This window comes from Lysinibacillus sp. FJAT-14222 (assembly GCF_001278875.1).
GTDB classification, from domain to species: Bacteria; Bacillota; Bacilli; order Bacillales_A; family Planococcaceae; genus Lysinibacillus; species Lysinibacillus agricola.
In genome coordinates, this window is sequence record NZ_LIYL01000050.1 from 113,966 (window position 1) to 130,631 (window position 16,666).

The 16,666-nt window shown below is 33.7% G+C and carries 16 protein-coding genes; all 16 read right to left on the reverse strand.

Annotated features, from left to right (window positions below; genetic code table 11):
* Position 1: 1 nt before the first annotated feature.
* Positions 2–1,144 (reverse strand): UDP-4-amino-4,6-dideoxy-N-acetyl-beta-L-altrosamine transaminase, encoded by a 1,143-nt coding sequence (gene pseC, locus AN161_RS21390; protein WP_053596355.1) that lies wholly within the window; start codon positions 1,142–1,144, stop codon positions 2–4.
* Positions 1,141–2,187: a pseudaminic acid synthase gene (gene pseI / locus AN161_RS21395; protein WP_053596356.1), complete on the reverse strand. Its 1,047-nt coding sequence runs from the start codon at positions 2,185–2,187 to the stop codon at positions 1,141–1,143. Before pseI ends, pseC begins: the two co-directional genes overlap by 4 nt.
* Positions 2,184–3,152 carry a UDP-2,4-diacetamido-2,4,6-trideoxy-beta-L-altropyranose hydrolase gene (pseG, locus tag AN161_RS21400; RefSeq protein ID WP_053596357.1) on the reverse strand — a complete coding sequence of 323 codons (969 nt, stop codon included), beginning with the start codon at positions 3,150–3,152 and terminating at the stop codon, positions 2,184–2,186. The genes pseI and pseG overlap by 4 nt, the downstream gene beginning before the upstream one ends.
* Positions 3,152–3,874, reverse strand: a complete 723-nt coding sequence (locus AN161_RS21405; RefSeq protein ID WP_075807315.1) for a glycosyltransferase family protein — start codon at positions 3,872–3,874, stop codon at positions 3,152–3,154. The genes pseG and AN161_RS21405 overlap by 1 nt, the downstream gene beginning before the upstream one ends.
* Positions 3,875–3,890: 16 nt before the next feature.
* Positions 3,891–5,087: an acyl-CoA reductase gene (locus AN161_RS21410; protein ID WP_241774619.1), complete on the reverse strand. Its 1,197-nt coding sequence runs from the start codon at positions 5,085–5,087 to the stop codon at positions 3,891–3,893.
* A complete protein-coding gene (locus AN161_RS21415) occupies positions 5,084–6,142 on the reverse strand; it encodes an acyl-protein synthetase (RefSeq protein WP_053596358.1) in 1,059 nt (352 codons plus the stop codon). The genes AN161_RS21410 and AN161_RS21415 overlap by 4 nt, the downstream gene beginning before the upstream one ends.
* Entirely contained in the window at positions 6,139–7,470 is a 1,332-nt protein-coding gene (locus AN161_RS21420; RefSeq protein WP_053596359.1) for an AMP-binding protein, read from the reverse strand. Before AN161_RS21420 ends, AN161_RS21415 begins: the two co-directional genes overlap by 4 nt.
* A 55-nt stretch (positions 7,471–7,525) precedes the next feature.
* Positions 7,526–7,765: an acyl carrier protein gene (locus AN161_RS21425; RefSeq protein WP_053596360.1), complete on the reverse strand. Its 240-nt coding sequence runs from the start codon at positions 7,763–7,765 to the stop codon at positions 7,526–7,528.
* A gap of 57 nt (positions 7,766–7,822) precedes the next feature.
* A complete protein-coding gene (gene pseH, locus AN161_RS21430) occupies positions 7,823–8,359 on the reverse strand; it encodes a UDP-4-amino-4,6-dideoxy-N-acetyl-beta-L-altrosamine N-acetyltransferase (RefSeq protein WP_053596361.1) in 537 nt (178 codons plus the stop codon).
* A 30-nt stretch (positions 8,360–8,389) separates the two neighbouring features.
* Complete coding sequence (locus AN161_RS21435; protein ID WP_053596362.1) at positions 8,390–9,130, reverse strand: SDR family NAD(P)-dependent oxidoreductase; 741 nt, start codon at positions 9,128–9,130, stop codon at positions 8,390–8,392.
* 13 nt (positions 9,131–9,143) lie between these two features.
* Positions 9,144–10,295: a glycosyltransferase gene (locus AN161_RS21440; protein ID WP_053596363.1), complete on the reverse strand. Its 1,152-nt coding sequence runs from the start codon at positions 10,293–10,295 to the stop codon at positions 9,144–9,146.
* Between the two features lie 97 nt (positions 10,296–10,392).
* Entirely contained in the window at positions 10,393–11,538 is a 1,146-nt protein-coding gene (gene glf / locus AN161_RS21445; protein ID WP_053596364.1) for a UDP-galactopyranose mutase, read from the reverse strand.
* A 14-nt stretch (positions 11,539–11,552) separates the two neighbouring features.
* Positions 11,553–12,977: a glycosyltransferase family 61 protein gene (locus tag AN161_RS21450; protein ID WP_053596365.1), complete on the reverse strand. Its 1,425-nt coding sequence runs from the start codon at positions 12,975–12,977 to the stop codon at positions 11,553–11,555.
* A gap of 140 nt (positions 12,978–13,117) precedes the next feature.
* A complete protein-coding gene (locus tag AN161_RS21455; RefSeq protein WP_053596366.1) occupies positions 13,118–14,236 on the reverse strand; it encodes a glycosyltransferase family 8 protein in 1,119 nt (372 codons plus the stop codon).
* Positions 14,237–14,262: 26 nt separating this feature from the next.
* The gene (locus AN161_RS21460; protein WP_053596367.1) at positions 14,263–15,357 is read right to left on the reverse strand and encodes a methyltransferase domain-containing protein; all 1,095 of its coding nucleotides are present in this window, start codon (positions 15,355–15,357) and stop codon (positions 14,263–14,265) included.
* Positions 15,358–15,394: 37 nt separating this feature from the next.
* Positions 15,395–16,525, reverse strand: coding sequence for a glycosyltransferase (locus tag AN161_RS21465; protein WP_053596368.1), 1,131 nt, complete (start codon positions 16,523–16,525; stop codon positions 15,395–15,397).
* Between the last annotated feature and the right edge of the window lie 141 nt (positions 16,526–16,666).

Below are 16,666 nucleotides of genomic sequence, written 5' to 3' on the forward strand. Positions count from 1 at the left end.
CTTATTTCGGTTGTTTTAATAATTCTTTAATATTCGACACGATTATTGATAAATCTTCTACAGTCATATTTAGATGAATTGGTAATGTCAAAGCTTTTTCATACCACATTTCTGCAATTGGACATATTCCACGTTCATAACCCTGTTCCTTATAATATGGGTGCCAATAGACCGGAATATAATGTACATGAACTCCTATATTCAAAGATCTCATTTGTTCAAACACAAACTTACGAGATATTCCCTCAAGCTGAAGCATATACAAATGCCAGCCGGAATTAGTTCCCTCTAGCTGCTGTGGAACGATAATTCCTTCTATATCTTGAAATGCCTCCGTATAAAATGCTGCAATTTCACGACGTTGTTGGATAAACGTATCAATTTTTGCCATTTGAGATAAGCCAAGTGCTGCTTGTAAATCAGTCATTCGATAATTATAACCAAGATCCGTCATTTCATAATACCAGCCACCTTGATCAGCCGAATACTCAGTTTGCTCGATACCATGACTTCGGAATAATTGTAATTTTTGATAATACTCTTCATTATTCGTTACGATGATACCACCTTCAGCCGTGGTAATTGGTTTGACCGGATGAAAGCTGAACATGGTCATATCTGCTTGTGTACCAACTTTTTCCCCTTTATATTCAGCACCAAACGAATGGGCACCGTCTTCAATAACAACTAAGTTATTTTCACGTGCAATCTCCATAATTGTATCCATATCTGCAGGTTGACCTGTGAAATCAACTGGGATAATTGCCTTCGTATTCGGCGTTACCTTCTTTCTAATCTCTGCTGGGTCAATATTGTATGTATTTGCATCAATATCTGCAAAAACAACTGTTCCTCCCACATATCTAACACAGTTAGCACTTGCTGCAAAAGTAATAGGAGATGTTATGACTTCATCTCCTTCGCCAATTCCTGCTGCGTAGCAGGCTGCATGAAGGGCAGCAGTTCCGTTGCAAAAAGCAACTGCATATTGAGCGCCAACATAATCTGCAATTGCCTGCTCAAACTGTTTAATTTTTGGCCCTTGTGTTAAAAAAGGGGAACGTAATGTTTCTACAACTACTTCTATATCGTCTTCATCTATAGATTGGCAACCGTAGGAAAGGAATTGATTACGCTTTTTCATAGTAGTAACTCCCAACTTAAAGGTGTTCCTTTTTTCACATCTTGCTTAACAGTTTTTCCAAGCACTAAATCATAGTATTTTGTCGGTAAACCTAAGCCAGGTCGAACATTTCGAAGATTTTCTCCTGTTAAAACGTCACCTGCTTTTAAGTCTTTTCCTATATATAACGATCGACGGAATTTAGTCGAATCTTTTTCAGCTTCCGTTGGACCATATTGAATTTGTCCTAAGCTTTGCCATGCTCTTTCCGTTTCCTCTACTAGCATTTTTAACTCATGTGGCTCCATAGAGAAGGCAGAATCAACTCCTCCATCAGCACGAGAGGTAGTAAAATGCTTCTCTATAACAGTTGCTCCAAGTGTTACGGCAGCAACTGATACACCAACACCCATCGTATGATCTGATAAACCAATTTCAGTACCAAACAACTCTCGCATATGAGGTATAGTGGCTAAATTAGAGTTTGCAGGCGTTGCTGGATATGTACTTGTACATTTTAATAAAATAATTTGATGATTTCCTTCAGCTCTTGCAGCTCGAACTGCCTCGTCTAGTTCTGATGCTGTTGCCATGCCAGTCGAAATAATAATAGGCTTACCTGTACGAGCAACTTTTCGAATTAATGGAATATCTACATTTTCAAAAGATGCAATTTTGTAAGCAGGTACATTCAAAGTTTCTAAAAAATCGACAGCTGTTTCGTCAAAAGGTGAACTGAAAGCTAGTAAGCCATGTTCTTTTGCACGATTAAAAATCGCCTCATGCCATTCCCAAGGAGTATAGGCCTCTTTATACAAATTATATAGGGAATTCCCTTTCCAGAGATTGGCATCATCTTGGATAAAAAACTCACCTGTATGTACATCTAATGTAATTGTGTCCGGTGTATACGTTTGTAACTTTAACGCATCCACACCAGCTTCAGCTGCTAAATCTACTAAATGCAAAGCTCTTTCTAATGATTGATTATGATTTCCAGACATTTCTGCAATAATAAAAGGCTTTGCATGCTTGCCAATTTCTTTGTGTCCAATTTTAATCATGCTAACAACTCCATTATTTGTGATAACCAGGCATTTGGTTGTGATGTGACTGTCAATTGCAAACCGATTCTTTCAAGTCTCTCCACATCTATATCTCCTAATCCATTTAGCAAATGTTTATAGGTATCTACTGTGACATCTTCATGCCATCCTAAATTAATGACTGCTCCAAGCTGATCTGCATAGTTAGTTGTAATGAGCTGATTGTCAGCAACTATAGTACTTGAAGATGGGAGTCCAACATAGCAACGCTCCCACATTGAACTTCCACCTGCACCCATAGAAAAATCCGCTTGCTGCATAAGCTGTGCCATATACGAAATTTGACAATGATAGTGATAATTACGTTCATGACAAATTTGTTCAATATTCTCTTTATGCACATTCCCATTGCCAACAACTACATCTACATGAGCAAATGTCAATTCTTCAAGTGAAGTCAATATTTTCATCGTTTCATTGGTTGGATCAGTTCCCCCCATAAATACAAGAAGTCGTTGAATATCTTGATAGCGCTGTCTAATTTGCTGACGGGCATCAATAAACTCTTCACGCATAATTAAGTACTTTGGGCCTAATAGTTTAATACAATGCTTTGGTACAAGCTCATCATAACGAACCTCAAAGTTCGGTACAACATTTTGATCGAGTACAAGGTCACAATCATGTGCTCTTGCCAAATCATCAATCACCATTAGCTTTTTTGTATAAGGACGAATATTTTGTTCCCATTCCATATCAAGCCCATAATGATCAATTATATAAAGATCAGCTTGTTCTGCCTTTGCAATAGTTTCATAGCCTTGTTGTGCAACATAATCTATTAAATTGCCAGCATGTGGCTCCATCCAAAATTGAACATTACAACCTTCCAGCTTTAAATTATGAGCAATTGTTAAACAGCGCATAACATGACCGCTTCCAATGTCTACTGAAGCATCCGTACGGATAATTATTTTTTTCATTAAATCACCGGCTTTTGTTCAATATGTGCATTTAATTTAGCGACATTAGGCGTTTCTCGTAAATAGCGAATAACCTCTGAACTTGAAACTAGCGGGTCATTAAAATGCTTGGCAACCGCCGAAATCAACTCATAGTCTTCTGCAGTATCTAACGTGATACGTAGCTCAGGCGCTATTCGATTTTTAGGTACCTTATATGTAACCGCATTAAATTCTTCAGGAAATTCATAAGCGTAATAAGTGACATGCTCACGATGACGTGATTCAGTTCCAATTTCGTATATACGTAATAACGCCTCATAGGAAATGAGTTCAACCGCTAAACCACGTGGAAGCTCTCCATTCATTAATACAATATCTTTCTGCTCTTTTTCCATTAGTGAAACAATCTCACTTGCCATTTCGTAATCGACAAAGGGACAATCTGATGTAACTCGCATTACATAATCAGGTTTATACATTTTAGCGCATTGTACATAGCGATCTAGCACATCATCTTCAGAACCACGGAAATATGCTACATGATGCATTTCACACCATTTTGCAATAGCATCATCCTGTGGTAAATTACTTGTCGCAACAATCACTTCACTAACTCCTTGAATTGCTCGACATCGTTCTATATTATATGTAAGTACATCCACATCGCCAAGCTGTTTTAAAATTTTACCAGGTAGACGGGATGATCCCATTCTTGCTTGGATGATTACAATTGTATTCACCTTGAAACACCTCAATTTATATAATTACTACTTCTCTTGTAAACGATGTTAAAAAACTTTGTCCGTCCCATACTCCATTAAAATCAAGTGCTTTACCGATAGGGACTATACGATCAATACCTCGAGTTGAAATAGCTTCTACTAAACTCTCAAGTTCCTCGCGTTTAAATCCAAAATAGGCAATTGTTTGATCTTTATCTATTAGTACATCTGCTAATTCTTCAAGTTTATCGACATTGTATTCATAGAATAAACCACCACCACAGTGGCGTTCACGAACGTCTACTGGAACATTCGATAGTGTCACTCGTGAAAAATAAGTCCCATTTTTCAAATTTTCTACATTACTTTCTGTCGCAAGCATTAAGGTTGTTGTATATTTTAACACTTGTGTAGCAGCCATTAATTCATACTGTTTTTGCTGAATCTTTTGTGCAAAGGCTTTCCAAAAACGATTAACTGCCTGCTGATTATCTCCACACCAAGCTATTAATCTAGGGGAAGAGCACGCCATTTGATCGAACCAAAAAACATCGTTATAAAATTGCTCTAATAGACTGTCTAGTTGTACTTCATCTAGTTTAGAGAGTACATCGCTATTTAATACTGCCAACGAGAAACGATCTGGGAAAGCAAGTTCATTCGCTAAAGGAGCTAGTGGTATTTCTCGAATAGAACTAATCGTTTCATCCCCGCCCCAAATCACACGTGTTTGACAAGCAGCACTTAAGACAGCTGTTGTATTTTCCTCGTGACCATACGTACATATTATCGTCTGTTTAGCGATTTTTTGAAATTCGGTACGTGCTAATTCCTCTATAATAATTTGTAGAAGCACGTTTAATCCATTTTGTTCCTTGCTTGAAATTCGTATGACATTTCGATTACCTGCTAGTAACGATAACATCCAAGAATAGACAAAAATCGTATCAACATTTGATGGTGCAATATGAAAGACTGTCCCACGTGATCGTATAATTTTTTGAACTGTACCTTGTTCAAAAGCCGTTTGCATTTCTTTTATATTTGCCTTTCGTAGCCAATAACCTAAAGCTACCACTTCAGGTAATTCTCTCATTCGAAGAAAACGCTTGGAAAGTGATTGTGTGAATGCCTCAACTTCTTGATCGAATGGTTGATTCGGTTGATTCGAAGATAGTTGCTCAATTGCAACTTCAATCTCTATATTTTTTGGCCAAAATAACTTCATCATTTTGTACCTCCTTGAAACGTATCACTACAACCTCGGAGCTCGGCTTTTGGAATTCTACCTGCTACGGAGAAGTATTTCCCTTTCCAACCACATGGACAATTATCTTCCCCATGAATGGTACCTAGATCCTCTGTCAGTAACGAATGCCCTGGGTAGCTTTTTGGGAGTTCGCTTAGTACTTGAATTAGCCCCTGCTCTCCATAAGCAACTGGCTCAAATGTAATCGGATTGCGAATAATGACATCAGCGTAGCTAGGTGTATGGAGATGTCCCATACTACACTCAACAAAAATTGAACCGACCTGTTCGACCATGCCGTAATAATTATGTACCTCACGAATTCCCAACTGCTCATGTAGCAGTCGATTAAATGTTAATGAATCGACCGCTTCATCCTTAAGCTTCTTCCAGCCACCACCATGAATTAAAATACTATCGCCAAAATCAATCCCCAAGCCATGAGATACAGCTTCCTTATAGACATACTGCCAAATCATAAAAGTAAAGCCGAACAGTAAAATTTTCTGTCCTGCAAATTCTTTTAGATATGCCTGTAGACCTTCGACATCCAAACTCATATCATCATTTAAAGCATAAAAATGTTTACGACCAAAATTGGAAAAACCTAAGATTCCAGCACCACGTGCACTAAAGGATTTTCTGTCTTTTAAAACGGACTTCGTATCTAAAATAATCATCGGTAAGCGTTTACTGCCAAGTAGTGGCTTCATCACTTCCACTAATGTTTTTGTTTGCGAAACAGATGTTTCCTTATCTAGATAGATTTTTGACACTTGCTGCCCTGTCGTACCACTTGATGTAAGTACTTTTACTACATCTTCTTGTGAAATCGATTTTAAATCTAATAGCTTGAATAGTTGTACAGGTAGGTAGGGTACTTCTTCTAATGAGTTTGCTTGCTCTACAGAACCACTTTTTTCAAGCATCGCTTTATAATCTGAACATTTTTCAATATGCCATTTTGTTAAATCATTAAGTTTATCTAATAGCTGTGCTGATTTTTGCTCTCGTTCCAAATGATAAGGGGCAATCATAAACAGCTCTCCTTTAATTTCATATAATCTGTTTTCCCATTTGCCAAGCGTGGTATTTCCATCACTTTTATCCTATAAGCTGTTTTATGAAGTTTGTACAAATCTTCTACGGCTTTTTTTATAGGTTCAACAAATACTTCTTGCTCAATGGCTATAATTAATTTATCGTCAGAACCAGTACAAGCTATAGGTGTATGGAAGGCGGACTCGAGTTTTTTCTCAACCTCATCTAGGTTTATACGCAAACCAAAAAGCTTAATAAAGCGCTTCATTCGCCCTGTTATCGTAAAGTATCCTTCTGCATCAACAGTTGCAGTGTCACCAGTATGAAGAACGCCACCAAGCTCATCCGCTTTTGCTAAATCTTCTAGACATTCAGCATAGCCCATCATGACATTTGCACCTTTATAAATAAGCTCTCCCGTTGCTTTATCAATTTCCAAATGGCCATCAGGAATCGGCACGCCAATCGTACCGGCTTTTTCCAACACTTTTCCAAAGGGAATATAGCTGATACGTGGTGATGCTTCAGTCTGTCCATACATTACGTAAAAGCGTTTATCTTTTTCCTTTGCATACTCTGCAAAAAACTTCACAAGCTTTTCATTTAGTCGCCCTCCAGCTTGTGTCAAAGTTTTTAATGTCGGTAACTCCATTTTGGTAAAACCTATACGTTGCAACATTTGATACGTAAAAGGTACCCCTGATATAGATGTCGCCTTCTGATCCTTCACAAAACTCCAAAAGGATTTTTCCATGACACTTTCATCTGTTAATAATATAGAAGTACCTGCAAAAAGATGACTATTTACAATGGACATCCCATAGGAATAAGAAAGTGGTAAATTCATAATGGCACGTTCATTTTCATCTATCTCAAGATAGTTAATAATTGATTCCGCATTTGAGCGAATATTTTCATAGGATAATCGAACAAACTTTTGACTACCAGTTGTTCCGGAAGTACTCAATAAAATCGCGAGGTCGGGATGTATATTCGCTTTACTATTTTGGATTCTTACTAAATACTCTCTACTTTTCTCATATCCATCATAACTCTCTAAACCTACAATCCATTTTGGTCTATATTGGATTATAATATCTTCTAAAAGTTCACGATTAATATCTGCCGAAAGTAGCATCACGGCATGCTGGCTATTCATAGCTGATACATATGTTGATAATATATCAATAGTATTTTTACATAAAATTAACACTAATTCTTTTTGTGTACTTTTAAATTCCACTCTAGAAATTTCATTGTAAGTATATGTACGTTCATGTGTAATGACTGCAACTTTATCGTTGTTCAGTTTAAAAAAACTCATTCAATCTCTCCTTCCATTGAAAAAGGCGTGATAGTCTCTACCACACCCTCCTCAATCAAAACTCTACATCATATTTAATTAATATTTCCTTTGCCTTTGCAAAAGTACTCATATCTAATACATCATCTGTGTCTAACATTGTATCAAATTGATCATCAATTTCTGCAATTAATGCCATATGAGCAATTGAATCCCATTCTGGAATTGTATTATAAGCTAGGTTCTCTGTAACTTGATTAATATTAATCCCAAGTGCTTCTGCAAAAATTCCACGTAATTTCTCTTCATTCGTCATAAATTATCCCTACCTACTTCAAATTGTATATATATTATTTCGGCTATTTCTACTTAATTATAATACAAATGTTAATTTAAATTTATGAAACTTTGTACACTCTGTCCAATCAGAAGCTAAAAGTTCAAAATACTCTACATCGTGAAATTGGTCGTATTTATAAATATGATCTTTAAATGTTGCAACATGTGTAAAGCCATAATGCTTATGCATTTTCATCATTCCATCATTTCCGCGCATGACTTCTGCATATACCTTATTTAAACCAAGTTCATAAAAGGCAAAATTATAAAGGTAAGGGTGAATACGACCCGCGATAATCGAATAATTTAAATCGCCAATGTAATAAGCAAATGATGATTTTTTATTCGTTCGATCCAACTGATTTAGTGAAATTAAACCAATTGGCGTATTTTTAACTTCGATTATCCAGTAATATTGTGTATCATCATTGGAAATTTTCTCAAACCATTTATATTGGTTTACTAAATCCTTTTCTATATCCGTATACATATATTGTGTCACATGCTCACTTGTACGCCATTCTAGCACAAGCTCTAAATCTCGTTCCTCTAGTTTACGAAATGAAATCAATTATCCCAACTCCTATATAAAAGGCATGGCTTAAATCACCATGCCTCCATCTACACCTATAACTTGTCCTGTTACATAAGAAGAATAATCTGAAGCTAAAAATAAAATGACATTAGCTACTTCTTCAGCGGTACCAATACGACCCATTTTAATTTCTGATAAACGCTGCTCATATTTCTCTTGTGACAATTGCTTCGTCATATCTGTCTCAATAAACCCAGGTGCTACTGCATTTACACGGATATTATAAGGTGCTAGCTCTTTCGCAGCAGAATACGTCGCACCAATTACCGCTGCTTTGCTTGCACCATATACTGTTTGCCCAGCATTACCAACTCGACCAATAATCGAGCTCACATTAACAATAGAACCAGATTTTTGTTTCATCATTAGGCGAGACGCATATTGCATATGGTAAATAACTGCTTCAGTATTAACAGCTAAAGTATTTGACACCTGTTTTTCATTGACCATTCCAAGCAATGCATCATCCAAAATGCCAGCATTATTAACTACAGCGTCTAGTTGCCCAACATTTTTTTTAATCCACATAAATGCTTTTTTTATAGCATCTATATCGCAAACATCATAGCTTAGAATATGTACAGTTGTATCGTATAGCGATTCCAATTCTTCCTTAATCTCTTGCAGGCGCTTTTCATCTCGACCATTTAAAATTAACGTCCAGCTTTTTTTCGCTGCTTTTACAGCTGTTTCATAGCCAATGCCACGTGTTGCACCAGTAATGAGAATAATTTTCTTAAAAGACATACTATCACCTACTCTAGGAATATCTTAATAAATTTTTACGCAATTCGCGCTTAGTGAAACGGTACTCTTGCGTACCTTCTTTTACAGCTTGTAAATTATCTGTCGCGTCCATATAGCCTGGGAATAATAATATTGCACTTTCCAAAAGTTCACACGCCATTTTACTATCATTATCCTTTGCGTAAATGACAGCACGATTATTTAATGCTGCACCATGACCATCATTTATACTTAATAACTGATCTAGATGACGCGAAGCTTCTATTTCTTGATTATTTTCTATATAATAAAGTGCTTGATAGAACAGCTTACTTTGTTGGTACTCATCACCTTTAATATCGGCTAAATAACGAAAACCTTTATCAAATAGTTGATATTGATACAACAACGTTATAAAATCCAGCAAATTTTTTTGTTCAACAAAACTTCGACTAAAAATTGCCTCCTTTATTTCGTCAATTGAATAAACCTCTAAAATAGCTTTTCCTGCATTGGAAGCCTTTTTTAAATCCGAAGTAATACTCATTGGATGACGGCGGAAATAGACATACGGCTTATCTAAATAAACAAAAGTTCCTTTGCGCGATAAACGTAAAATAAACTCAGCATCCTCCGAAACGAAAAAGTTCGTTTTATAGCCTCCAATTTCAAGTGCTGCATCTCTATCCAGTAATAAACCTGAAGGAGTAATAATATAATTCCTTACTAATAAAGAACCAAAAGTTTCATTGTATGATAGCTGCTGTCCTCTGTATTCACTGTTTGCTAAAATGTTACCTTCCGCATCTGTTTGAACATAAGCAGGATGTACACAAACAGGAGCAGGTTTAGCCTCTGAATATTGTCCGAGCAGCTCAAATTGATTTCTTAATAAATCGGGATGAATCGTATCATCCGCATCCATCATCAATACCCACTTATTACGTGCCTCTTTAAGTCCTCTATTGCGTGCTGCTGATCCGCCTTGATTATGTGGCTGCTGAATTAAACGAACGATTGGATGTCGCTTACTGTACTCTTTTACGACTTCAGCAGAACGATCAGGACCACAATCATCTACAACTAAAATCTCATCTATTGGATATGTTTGATTCATTAAACTATCTAATGTTTCTACTATGTATTTTTCTGCATTATATAACGGAATCACTACAGAAATATTCATGAGTTTTCCTCCATTCTATATACTTAATATATCTATTATATATACTATCATAAAAGGTTATGTTAAGATTTCCTTTCTCAACATAACCCCTTAGATACTAATTTTCTATTAATTTTTTATAAGTTTTCAAAGCTGCTGCGATTACAGCATCCATATCATAATACTTATACTCTGCTAAACGTCCCACTAAATGTACATCTGTTAGTTCATCTGCTAATTGTTTATAACGTTTATATTGTTGCTGGTTTTCTTTAGCGATAATCGGATAATAAGGGGTATTTTCACCACGTACATAGGCTTGTGGATATTCACGTGCTAAAGTAGTCTTTGGATGCTGCTGACCTGTTAAATGTTTAAATTCTGTAGTTCGTGTAAAATCATAACTATTGGGCGAATTCAATTGCCCAACGGTTTGTTTATACTCTACATCATATGTATCATACTCAAACCGCAATGAACGATATGGAAGCTCCCCATATTTAAAGTCAAATAACTCATCAATCTTACCTGTATAAATAATTTGTCCTTCGAAAGGCTGTCCAAACAAAGTATGTCCATCCTTTGAAATTGTCATCACATCTTGATATTTTGTATTCAGCATGAGATGTATATTAGGATGATCAACCATCTTTTTAAACATTTCTGTATAGCCATACTTAGGTAAACCTTGATATGGATCTTGGAAATAACGATCATCCCTTGAAATGTAAACAGGAACTCGACCAGTCACCGTCGGATCCAATTCCTCTGGACCAATGCCCCACTGTTTCAATGTATACTGCAAAAATACTTTTTCGTATACATAGTCTGCTAAAAATTTTAGGTCCTCGTCATTTTGCTCTCGAAGTTTTAAAATAGGGACTTTCACATTATAACCAAGCAAATCAACTAACTTTCGCTGTAATCGCTCAGCTAAGTCCTGTGAAAACACTTCCGCAATCGTATTTAAATTAAAGGGAATTGGTACCTCATTGCCATCCACTTTTGCGAGCACACGATGCTCATAATAATGCCATTCTGTAAACTGTGATAAATAATCCCATATCTCTTTTGAGCGTGTATGGAAAATATGTGGACCATATTTATGAATCAAAACACCATGCTCATCAAAATGATCATAAGCATTACCACCAATATGTTGACGTTCTTCAATTACAAGCACTTTTTGATTTCGTTGAGAGGTGAGGCGTTCGGCTAAAACTAAACCTGCGTATCCTGCGCCGATAATTATTGTGTCAAACATTTTTATTCATTCCCCTATAAGTATTCAGTTAAAAATTTTTGAATTTGCTTTAAATCTACTTCTATATCTTTCGAAAGTAAAATTTCAATTTCTGTTTCATTAAAATGTGTATCAAGACTATTTCCAATTGAACAATAATATTCTACGCCTACTTGACTAGCTATACCCCAATACATTGTAGGCATGTATAAAGGATTAAAAATTTCAACTAATTTTGTTTTGGGTTTACAAAATACAACATTAGATAATGCCGCACCATGAATTCCAATTATTACATCAGCAGAATTAAATATATTGGCTTGTTCATAAATATTAAATTGTCCCATATCCAAGATTTTAAAATCATATGCTTTTAATAGCTCTATTAGTGCTTCTTCATTATGGATTTTTCTATATCTAGCTGATCCTCTCGTAATATAAATTCTCTTATACTCATTCTCTTTCATAGTGACTTTATTTAAAAAAGTTTTTCTCAAAAAATCACATACCCATGTACTTACATAGCCTGAATCATAATAAGGGGAGTATGGTACAACTAGAGTTTCAGTTTGAAATCCATATGAATCACTAGATGAAATTATATTATCTTGATTAATATCAATAGCCTCCAACGAACATTTCTGAAAGTCATATCCCCTAAAATTACTTATAAATTTATTTATCTTAATTCCAGACTTTTTTAATATGTAAAAGCGAGGCAGTTCTTCAAACATCCAATGATAGTAATTAACACCACTCCATCTTGTACTAGTTACAGCGTTAATCCCATTTAATTTCTTTAAAAAAGGGGTTGGTACTAAATTTTCAAAAAACGACTCATCCCATCTTCTCCCATCCCAAATACCCATATTTACCATGCTAAGAGTAGATAATGACTTAACCATTTGAACTTGGTTATCAAATATCATGCCACTATAGCCTAGAGTATAGGCATCTTTAAGTACCTGAATAGAAACCTCACCGCTAGGATGGTCTTGCTGAGGAAAAATAAAATTTGGATATCTTTTAGAGTCCAGTATTATAGGTTTGGAGTATTGTAACATTCCTTGATTATCATAAATAGTTATAGCTTGCGTATCTATATTTTCTAAAATATTTGTAGGCTTTGGGAAGATTGGTTCTTTCTTCACATAAATATACTTATTATTAATAAACATAAAATTTTCTGGGTATAAATATGATTGATGTTCAATAAAACCTAGCATATCTAACTGTTCTGCAATTTCTTTTTTATACATACTTGCAATTATTATAATATGATGGTGAATATTTAAATTAGAAGGGGAAAAGATAGGTTTTCCATTTTTATACTGTCCCCATAATTGTTGATTATTGTCGGTATAGCCATCTACCTTTAAGTTTACACGATTAAGTAAAGCTTCAGTTGCCTGAGCAGAACTCCCTGTCCCAAACAATATAATTTGCTTATCATTTTTCATAAAATGTCACCTATATTTTTAAACTTATACAAAATCTCTTTAGTATAAGTTAATTTCATAATTCTAATCCATCGTATCAAGGGTTCTAAAAACAATAAAATTTTCTTAATAGAGCGGTCTAAGCTCTTGGAAAATGTGATTTATGGAAATTGATTCGAATCAATATTAATTTTAAAAAAATCTATATTCTCTATTTTATAATAATCACTTTCAAGTTGCTTTTTTATTTCTTCAAAATAAGAGCTACATACTAATATTCTTATATTTTCAAATTCATTAATAACGTTTGGGGAATTAATATGTTTATTTTCAAAAAGACTTCCCCACTTTTTTGAATCATTATCAATAAATCCTTGAATAATTTTATCATCAGACACTTTAGTATAAAACGATTTAGCCAGTTCTCCAGTTCCAAAAATAAAATATTTATACTTTTTTTCTTTTAAAAGTTGCTGTATTTTATTTGGAATAGGATTATATTGTTTCCATTCACTAAATTCAATATACTTATAATATCTATCGCTATAAGGATGTCTACAATAAATTTGCCACGGTTTCTGAGGTTCAGTGTAATGTATAATTTTAGGACTCAATTCACTATATTCTTTATTCAAAGCTATTGCCGTTTGGTAATTCCACTCCGGTGATAACTCTTCCCATAAATCATATAAATTTGCATTCAAAGCATCTTGGTCCCAATATTTTAATTTATTGTTATTTTGAATATAATCCAATAATTTTTTTGTTAAGTTTTTTGAATTCCATTTCTCTACATCTATTAATAAAATACCTGCATTAAAGTACTTCGAGTTCGGAATGTTCAACTCCTGAATTCTCTCTATCCCATAAGGATCAGGTATCGCTCCAAGAACTTTATTATTTAAATCTATTCTAAATAACTCTTTAATATCACCTTCAACTATTACATCCCCATCTATATAAATTACTCTCTTTATATTTCTAGGAACCACCAAAGGAGCTATTATTCTATAATAAGTTACTTGATTTATATGATGGCTTATATAAAAATCTTCAAACAATTTCCCATCTATTTCTAAAAAATGTATTGTTGCTTTATAGTCGCTACATATCCTATTCATTGAATCTTTACTTTGTTGTTTAATACCGTGATCTAGAAAAAAAATATTTATATTCTGAGGTTCAGTTGTATTTTTTAATAATGATATTAACATGACCCCCATATGTTGAATAAAATCATCATCACATGTAATAACTATATTTATACGTTCAGTGTGCATTTTATTAGCCTCCATAAAAGGAAAAATTACTTTATTCCTTCGATAAATAGAGAATCCGGCTTTCTAGTTACGCCTTCTATTGTGTCCAAGTTAAATAAATTAAAGTTTGGTATTTCGCTTTCATCAGAATTACAAATTTTACTAAAGTTCACTCCGTATTTTTTTAAAAGTCTCTTTAATGAAAACGAGTCATACATCCAATAATGTACCTCTCCCCTATTTCTAAATAAGGATTTTTTAAAGATATCAGCATATTCTAACCCTAGTTTTTTTTCAATATACTCGTAGGTCTCCGTAAATTTCTTGTCTTCTATAGTTACTTCAATTTCTCTATTTTCGATAAAATAGTGTATTCCATTTTCCATATCTTCACTTATTAATTGCTCTTCTATTGATTTCCACCAGGAAGAGGCTACAACTATAAGAATATCATCTGCAATTACTTCATCTAAATTATAAATCATCTTGTCTTCAAAAAAAGTACCTTGCTTTTGAACATCATTATCAATAAATCCAAATATTTCCATACCTGCTTTTTTTAATGCTTGCTTTACTTTTTTTCCATAAGATCCTGCACCAAAAATAACAATTTTTTTGTCTTTACAGAAATCTAATAACAATTCATTTTCAAATAAAGAATAAATTTGTTCTGCTTGCCATCCCCATCTTTCAAAAATAAAATCCTTATTAATAATTTTTTCATTTAGCATATATTTAACCATATTTCCACCAGGATTTTCTCGTACAATTTGATCAAACAACTCTAACATAGACCAATCATAATTTGCTTCATCATAAGGATTGTAATTTTCTTCTACTCTTTTTTTATAATATAGATAATTTTTTACTATTGTTTCAAGATTAGGAACAACAACTCTTATAATGCCATTTGGCTTTAGAACACGAATCATTTCTTTAATAAATTCCTCGCCCTTTTCAGGTCTTAAATGTTCCAAAATATGTGAGCAATATACAACATCAAAACTTTCATTTGGAAAATCCAATCCTTTTCGAATATCCATCTCAATTACATCTTTACTTTCAGATACTAAATCAACATTAACCCAATCTTGATGATACGTCGATCCGCACCCAACATTTAACATTTTATAATCACTCATAATATCCCTCATCTATCTGAATAATCCAAACTTCTTCTTATAACCAAAATACATAGAAATTTGAAAAATCTCCTTTTTTCAACTGTTGTATAATATCTTTATACCAATCAGATGCAATTAATATTAAACTTCTTTTGTCAATCATAGATAGACTAAATATTTTTTCTTCATACAGCTCTAAACCTACTTTATTGTTATCAATGAAACCTTTAATTTTTATTTTATTTATATCTAATATCTTTTTTAAAGTTTCTCCTCTTCCTCCTGCTCCAAAAATATAAATAGAATCATATTCCTCGAGGGAATCTATATTCTGTAAACTCAAATAATTTTCTGGGCAAGAAAATTTGGGATGTTTTTCTTTAATGTGCTTAATTTCTTCTATATATTGCTCAATGACTTTTAACAAATGCTCTTTGTACTCTTCATTAGTTTGGCTTCTAAATTTCTCTAAAGTTATAATATGTCTTTCTAAAAAATCTAATTGATTTTCTATTTTTGATGTTTTTTCACTCCATGATCCTTCTGTAAATCTTCTATATGTAGCCATAGGTTCATTGAAATAATATATTTTCCCTTTTTCCGCCGCTATCAATTGTAAATAGTAGTCTAAAACAGGAGCCTCCAGTATATATTCAGGAATTCCGTTTTCGAAAACACTACTTCTAAAAAAACAGCTTGCTGCATGAAATAATGGCTCCTTTGTTATTTCGTTTATACTAATTTCACCTGAATAATTAAATTTCTGATAGTTCTCTAAAAACATATTATTACGATTATCTAATACTTTAACCGCATGTCCACAAAGAACAAATTTAGTATTTTTTTCCATAAAATTAAATTGTTTTTGTAATTTATTACCATCTACCCAATAATCGTCGCCTTCACAAAAAGCAATATATTTTCCAGAAGCAGCTTTTATTGTTCTAATAAAGTTATTTATCATCCCAACATTATTTTTAGAAGTAACAATTTTAATTTTCGAGTTTAAAGCAGCATAACTCTCTATTATTTTTTTTGTAAGATCTGTACTACAATCTTCTCCAATGATTATTTCATAATCAAAATTAACTTTTTGTTTTAAAACGCCCTCTATACAATCTCTAATATACTTTTCATGATTATAAGTAAAGCAACAAATACTAACAAGTGGGCTATACTCCTCCATTAATCTCCCTCCTTAATATACTAGTATATTTTACCTCTTCAAAAATCTACAGCAACATAAAAACATAAGAATTCCTATAGCATATAATTCTCATGTTTTCTTATCCATATCATTTCTTCTAGTGGTGTTAATTTCTTAAAA

Excerpts from the sequence above, each read along its gene's own strand:
- pseC (WP_053596355.1), bottom strand. The coding sequence starts at position 1,144 with ATGAAAAAGCGTAATCAATTCCTTTCCTACGGTTGCCAATCTATAGAT.
- pseI (WP_053596356.1), bottom strand. The coding sequence starts at position 2,187 with ATGATTAAAATTGGACACAAAGAAATTGGCAAGCATGCAAAGCCTTTT.
- pseG (WP_053596357.1), bottom strand. The coding sequence starts at position 3,152 with ATGAAAAAAATAATTATCCGTACGGATGCTTCAGTAGACATTGGAAGC.
- AN161_RS21410 (WP_241774619.1), bottom strand. The coding sequence starts at position 5,087 with ATGATGAAGTTATTTTGGCCAAAAAATATAGAGATTGAAGTTGCAATT.
- AN161_RS21415 (WP_053596358.1), bottom strand. The coding sequence starts at position 6,142 with ATGATTGCCCCTTATCATTTGGAACGAGAGCAAAAATCAGCACAGCTA.
- AN161_RS21420 (WP_053596359.1), bottom strand. The coding sequence starts at position 7,470 with ATGAGTTTTTTTAAACTGAACAACGATAAAGTTGCAGTCATTACACAT.
- AN161_RS21425 (WP_053596360.1), bottom strand. The coding sequence starts at position 7,765 with ATGACGAATGAAGAGAAATTACGTGGAATTTTTGCAGAAGCACTTGGG.
- AN161_RS21435 (WP_053596362.1), bottom strand. The coding sequence starts at position 9,130 with ATGTCTTTTAAGAAAATTATTCTCATTACTGGTGCAACACGTGGCATT.
- AN161_RS21440 (WP_053596363.1), bottom strand. The coding sequence starts at position 10,295 with ATGAATATTTCTGTAGTGATTCCGTTATATAATGCAGAAAAATACATA.
- glf (WP_053596364.1), bottom strand. The coding sequence starts at position 11,538 with ATGTTTGACACAATAATTATCGGCGCAGGATACGCAGGTTTAGTTTTA.
- AN161_RS21450 (WP_053596365.1), bottom strand. The coding sequence starts at position 12,977 with ATGAAAAATGATAAGCAAATTATATTGTTTGGGACAGGGAGTTCTGCT.
- AN161_RS21455 (WP_053596366.1), bottom strand. The coding sequence starts at position 14,236 with ATGCACACTGAACGTATAAATATAGTTATTACATGTGATGATGATTTT.
- AN161_RS21460 (WP_053596367.1), bottom strand. The coding sequence starts at position 15,357 with ATGAGTGATTATAAAATGTTAAATGTTGGGTGCGGATCGACGTATCAT.
- AN161_RS21465 (WP_053596368.1), bottom strand. The coding sequence starts at position 16,525 with ATGGAGGAGTATAGCCCACTTGTTAGTATTTGTTGCTTTACTTATAAT.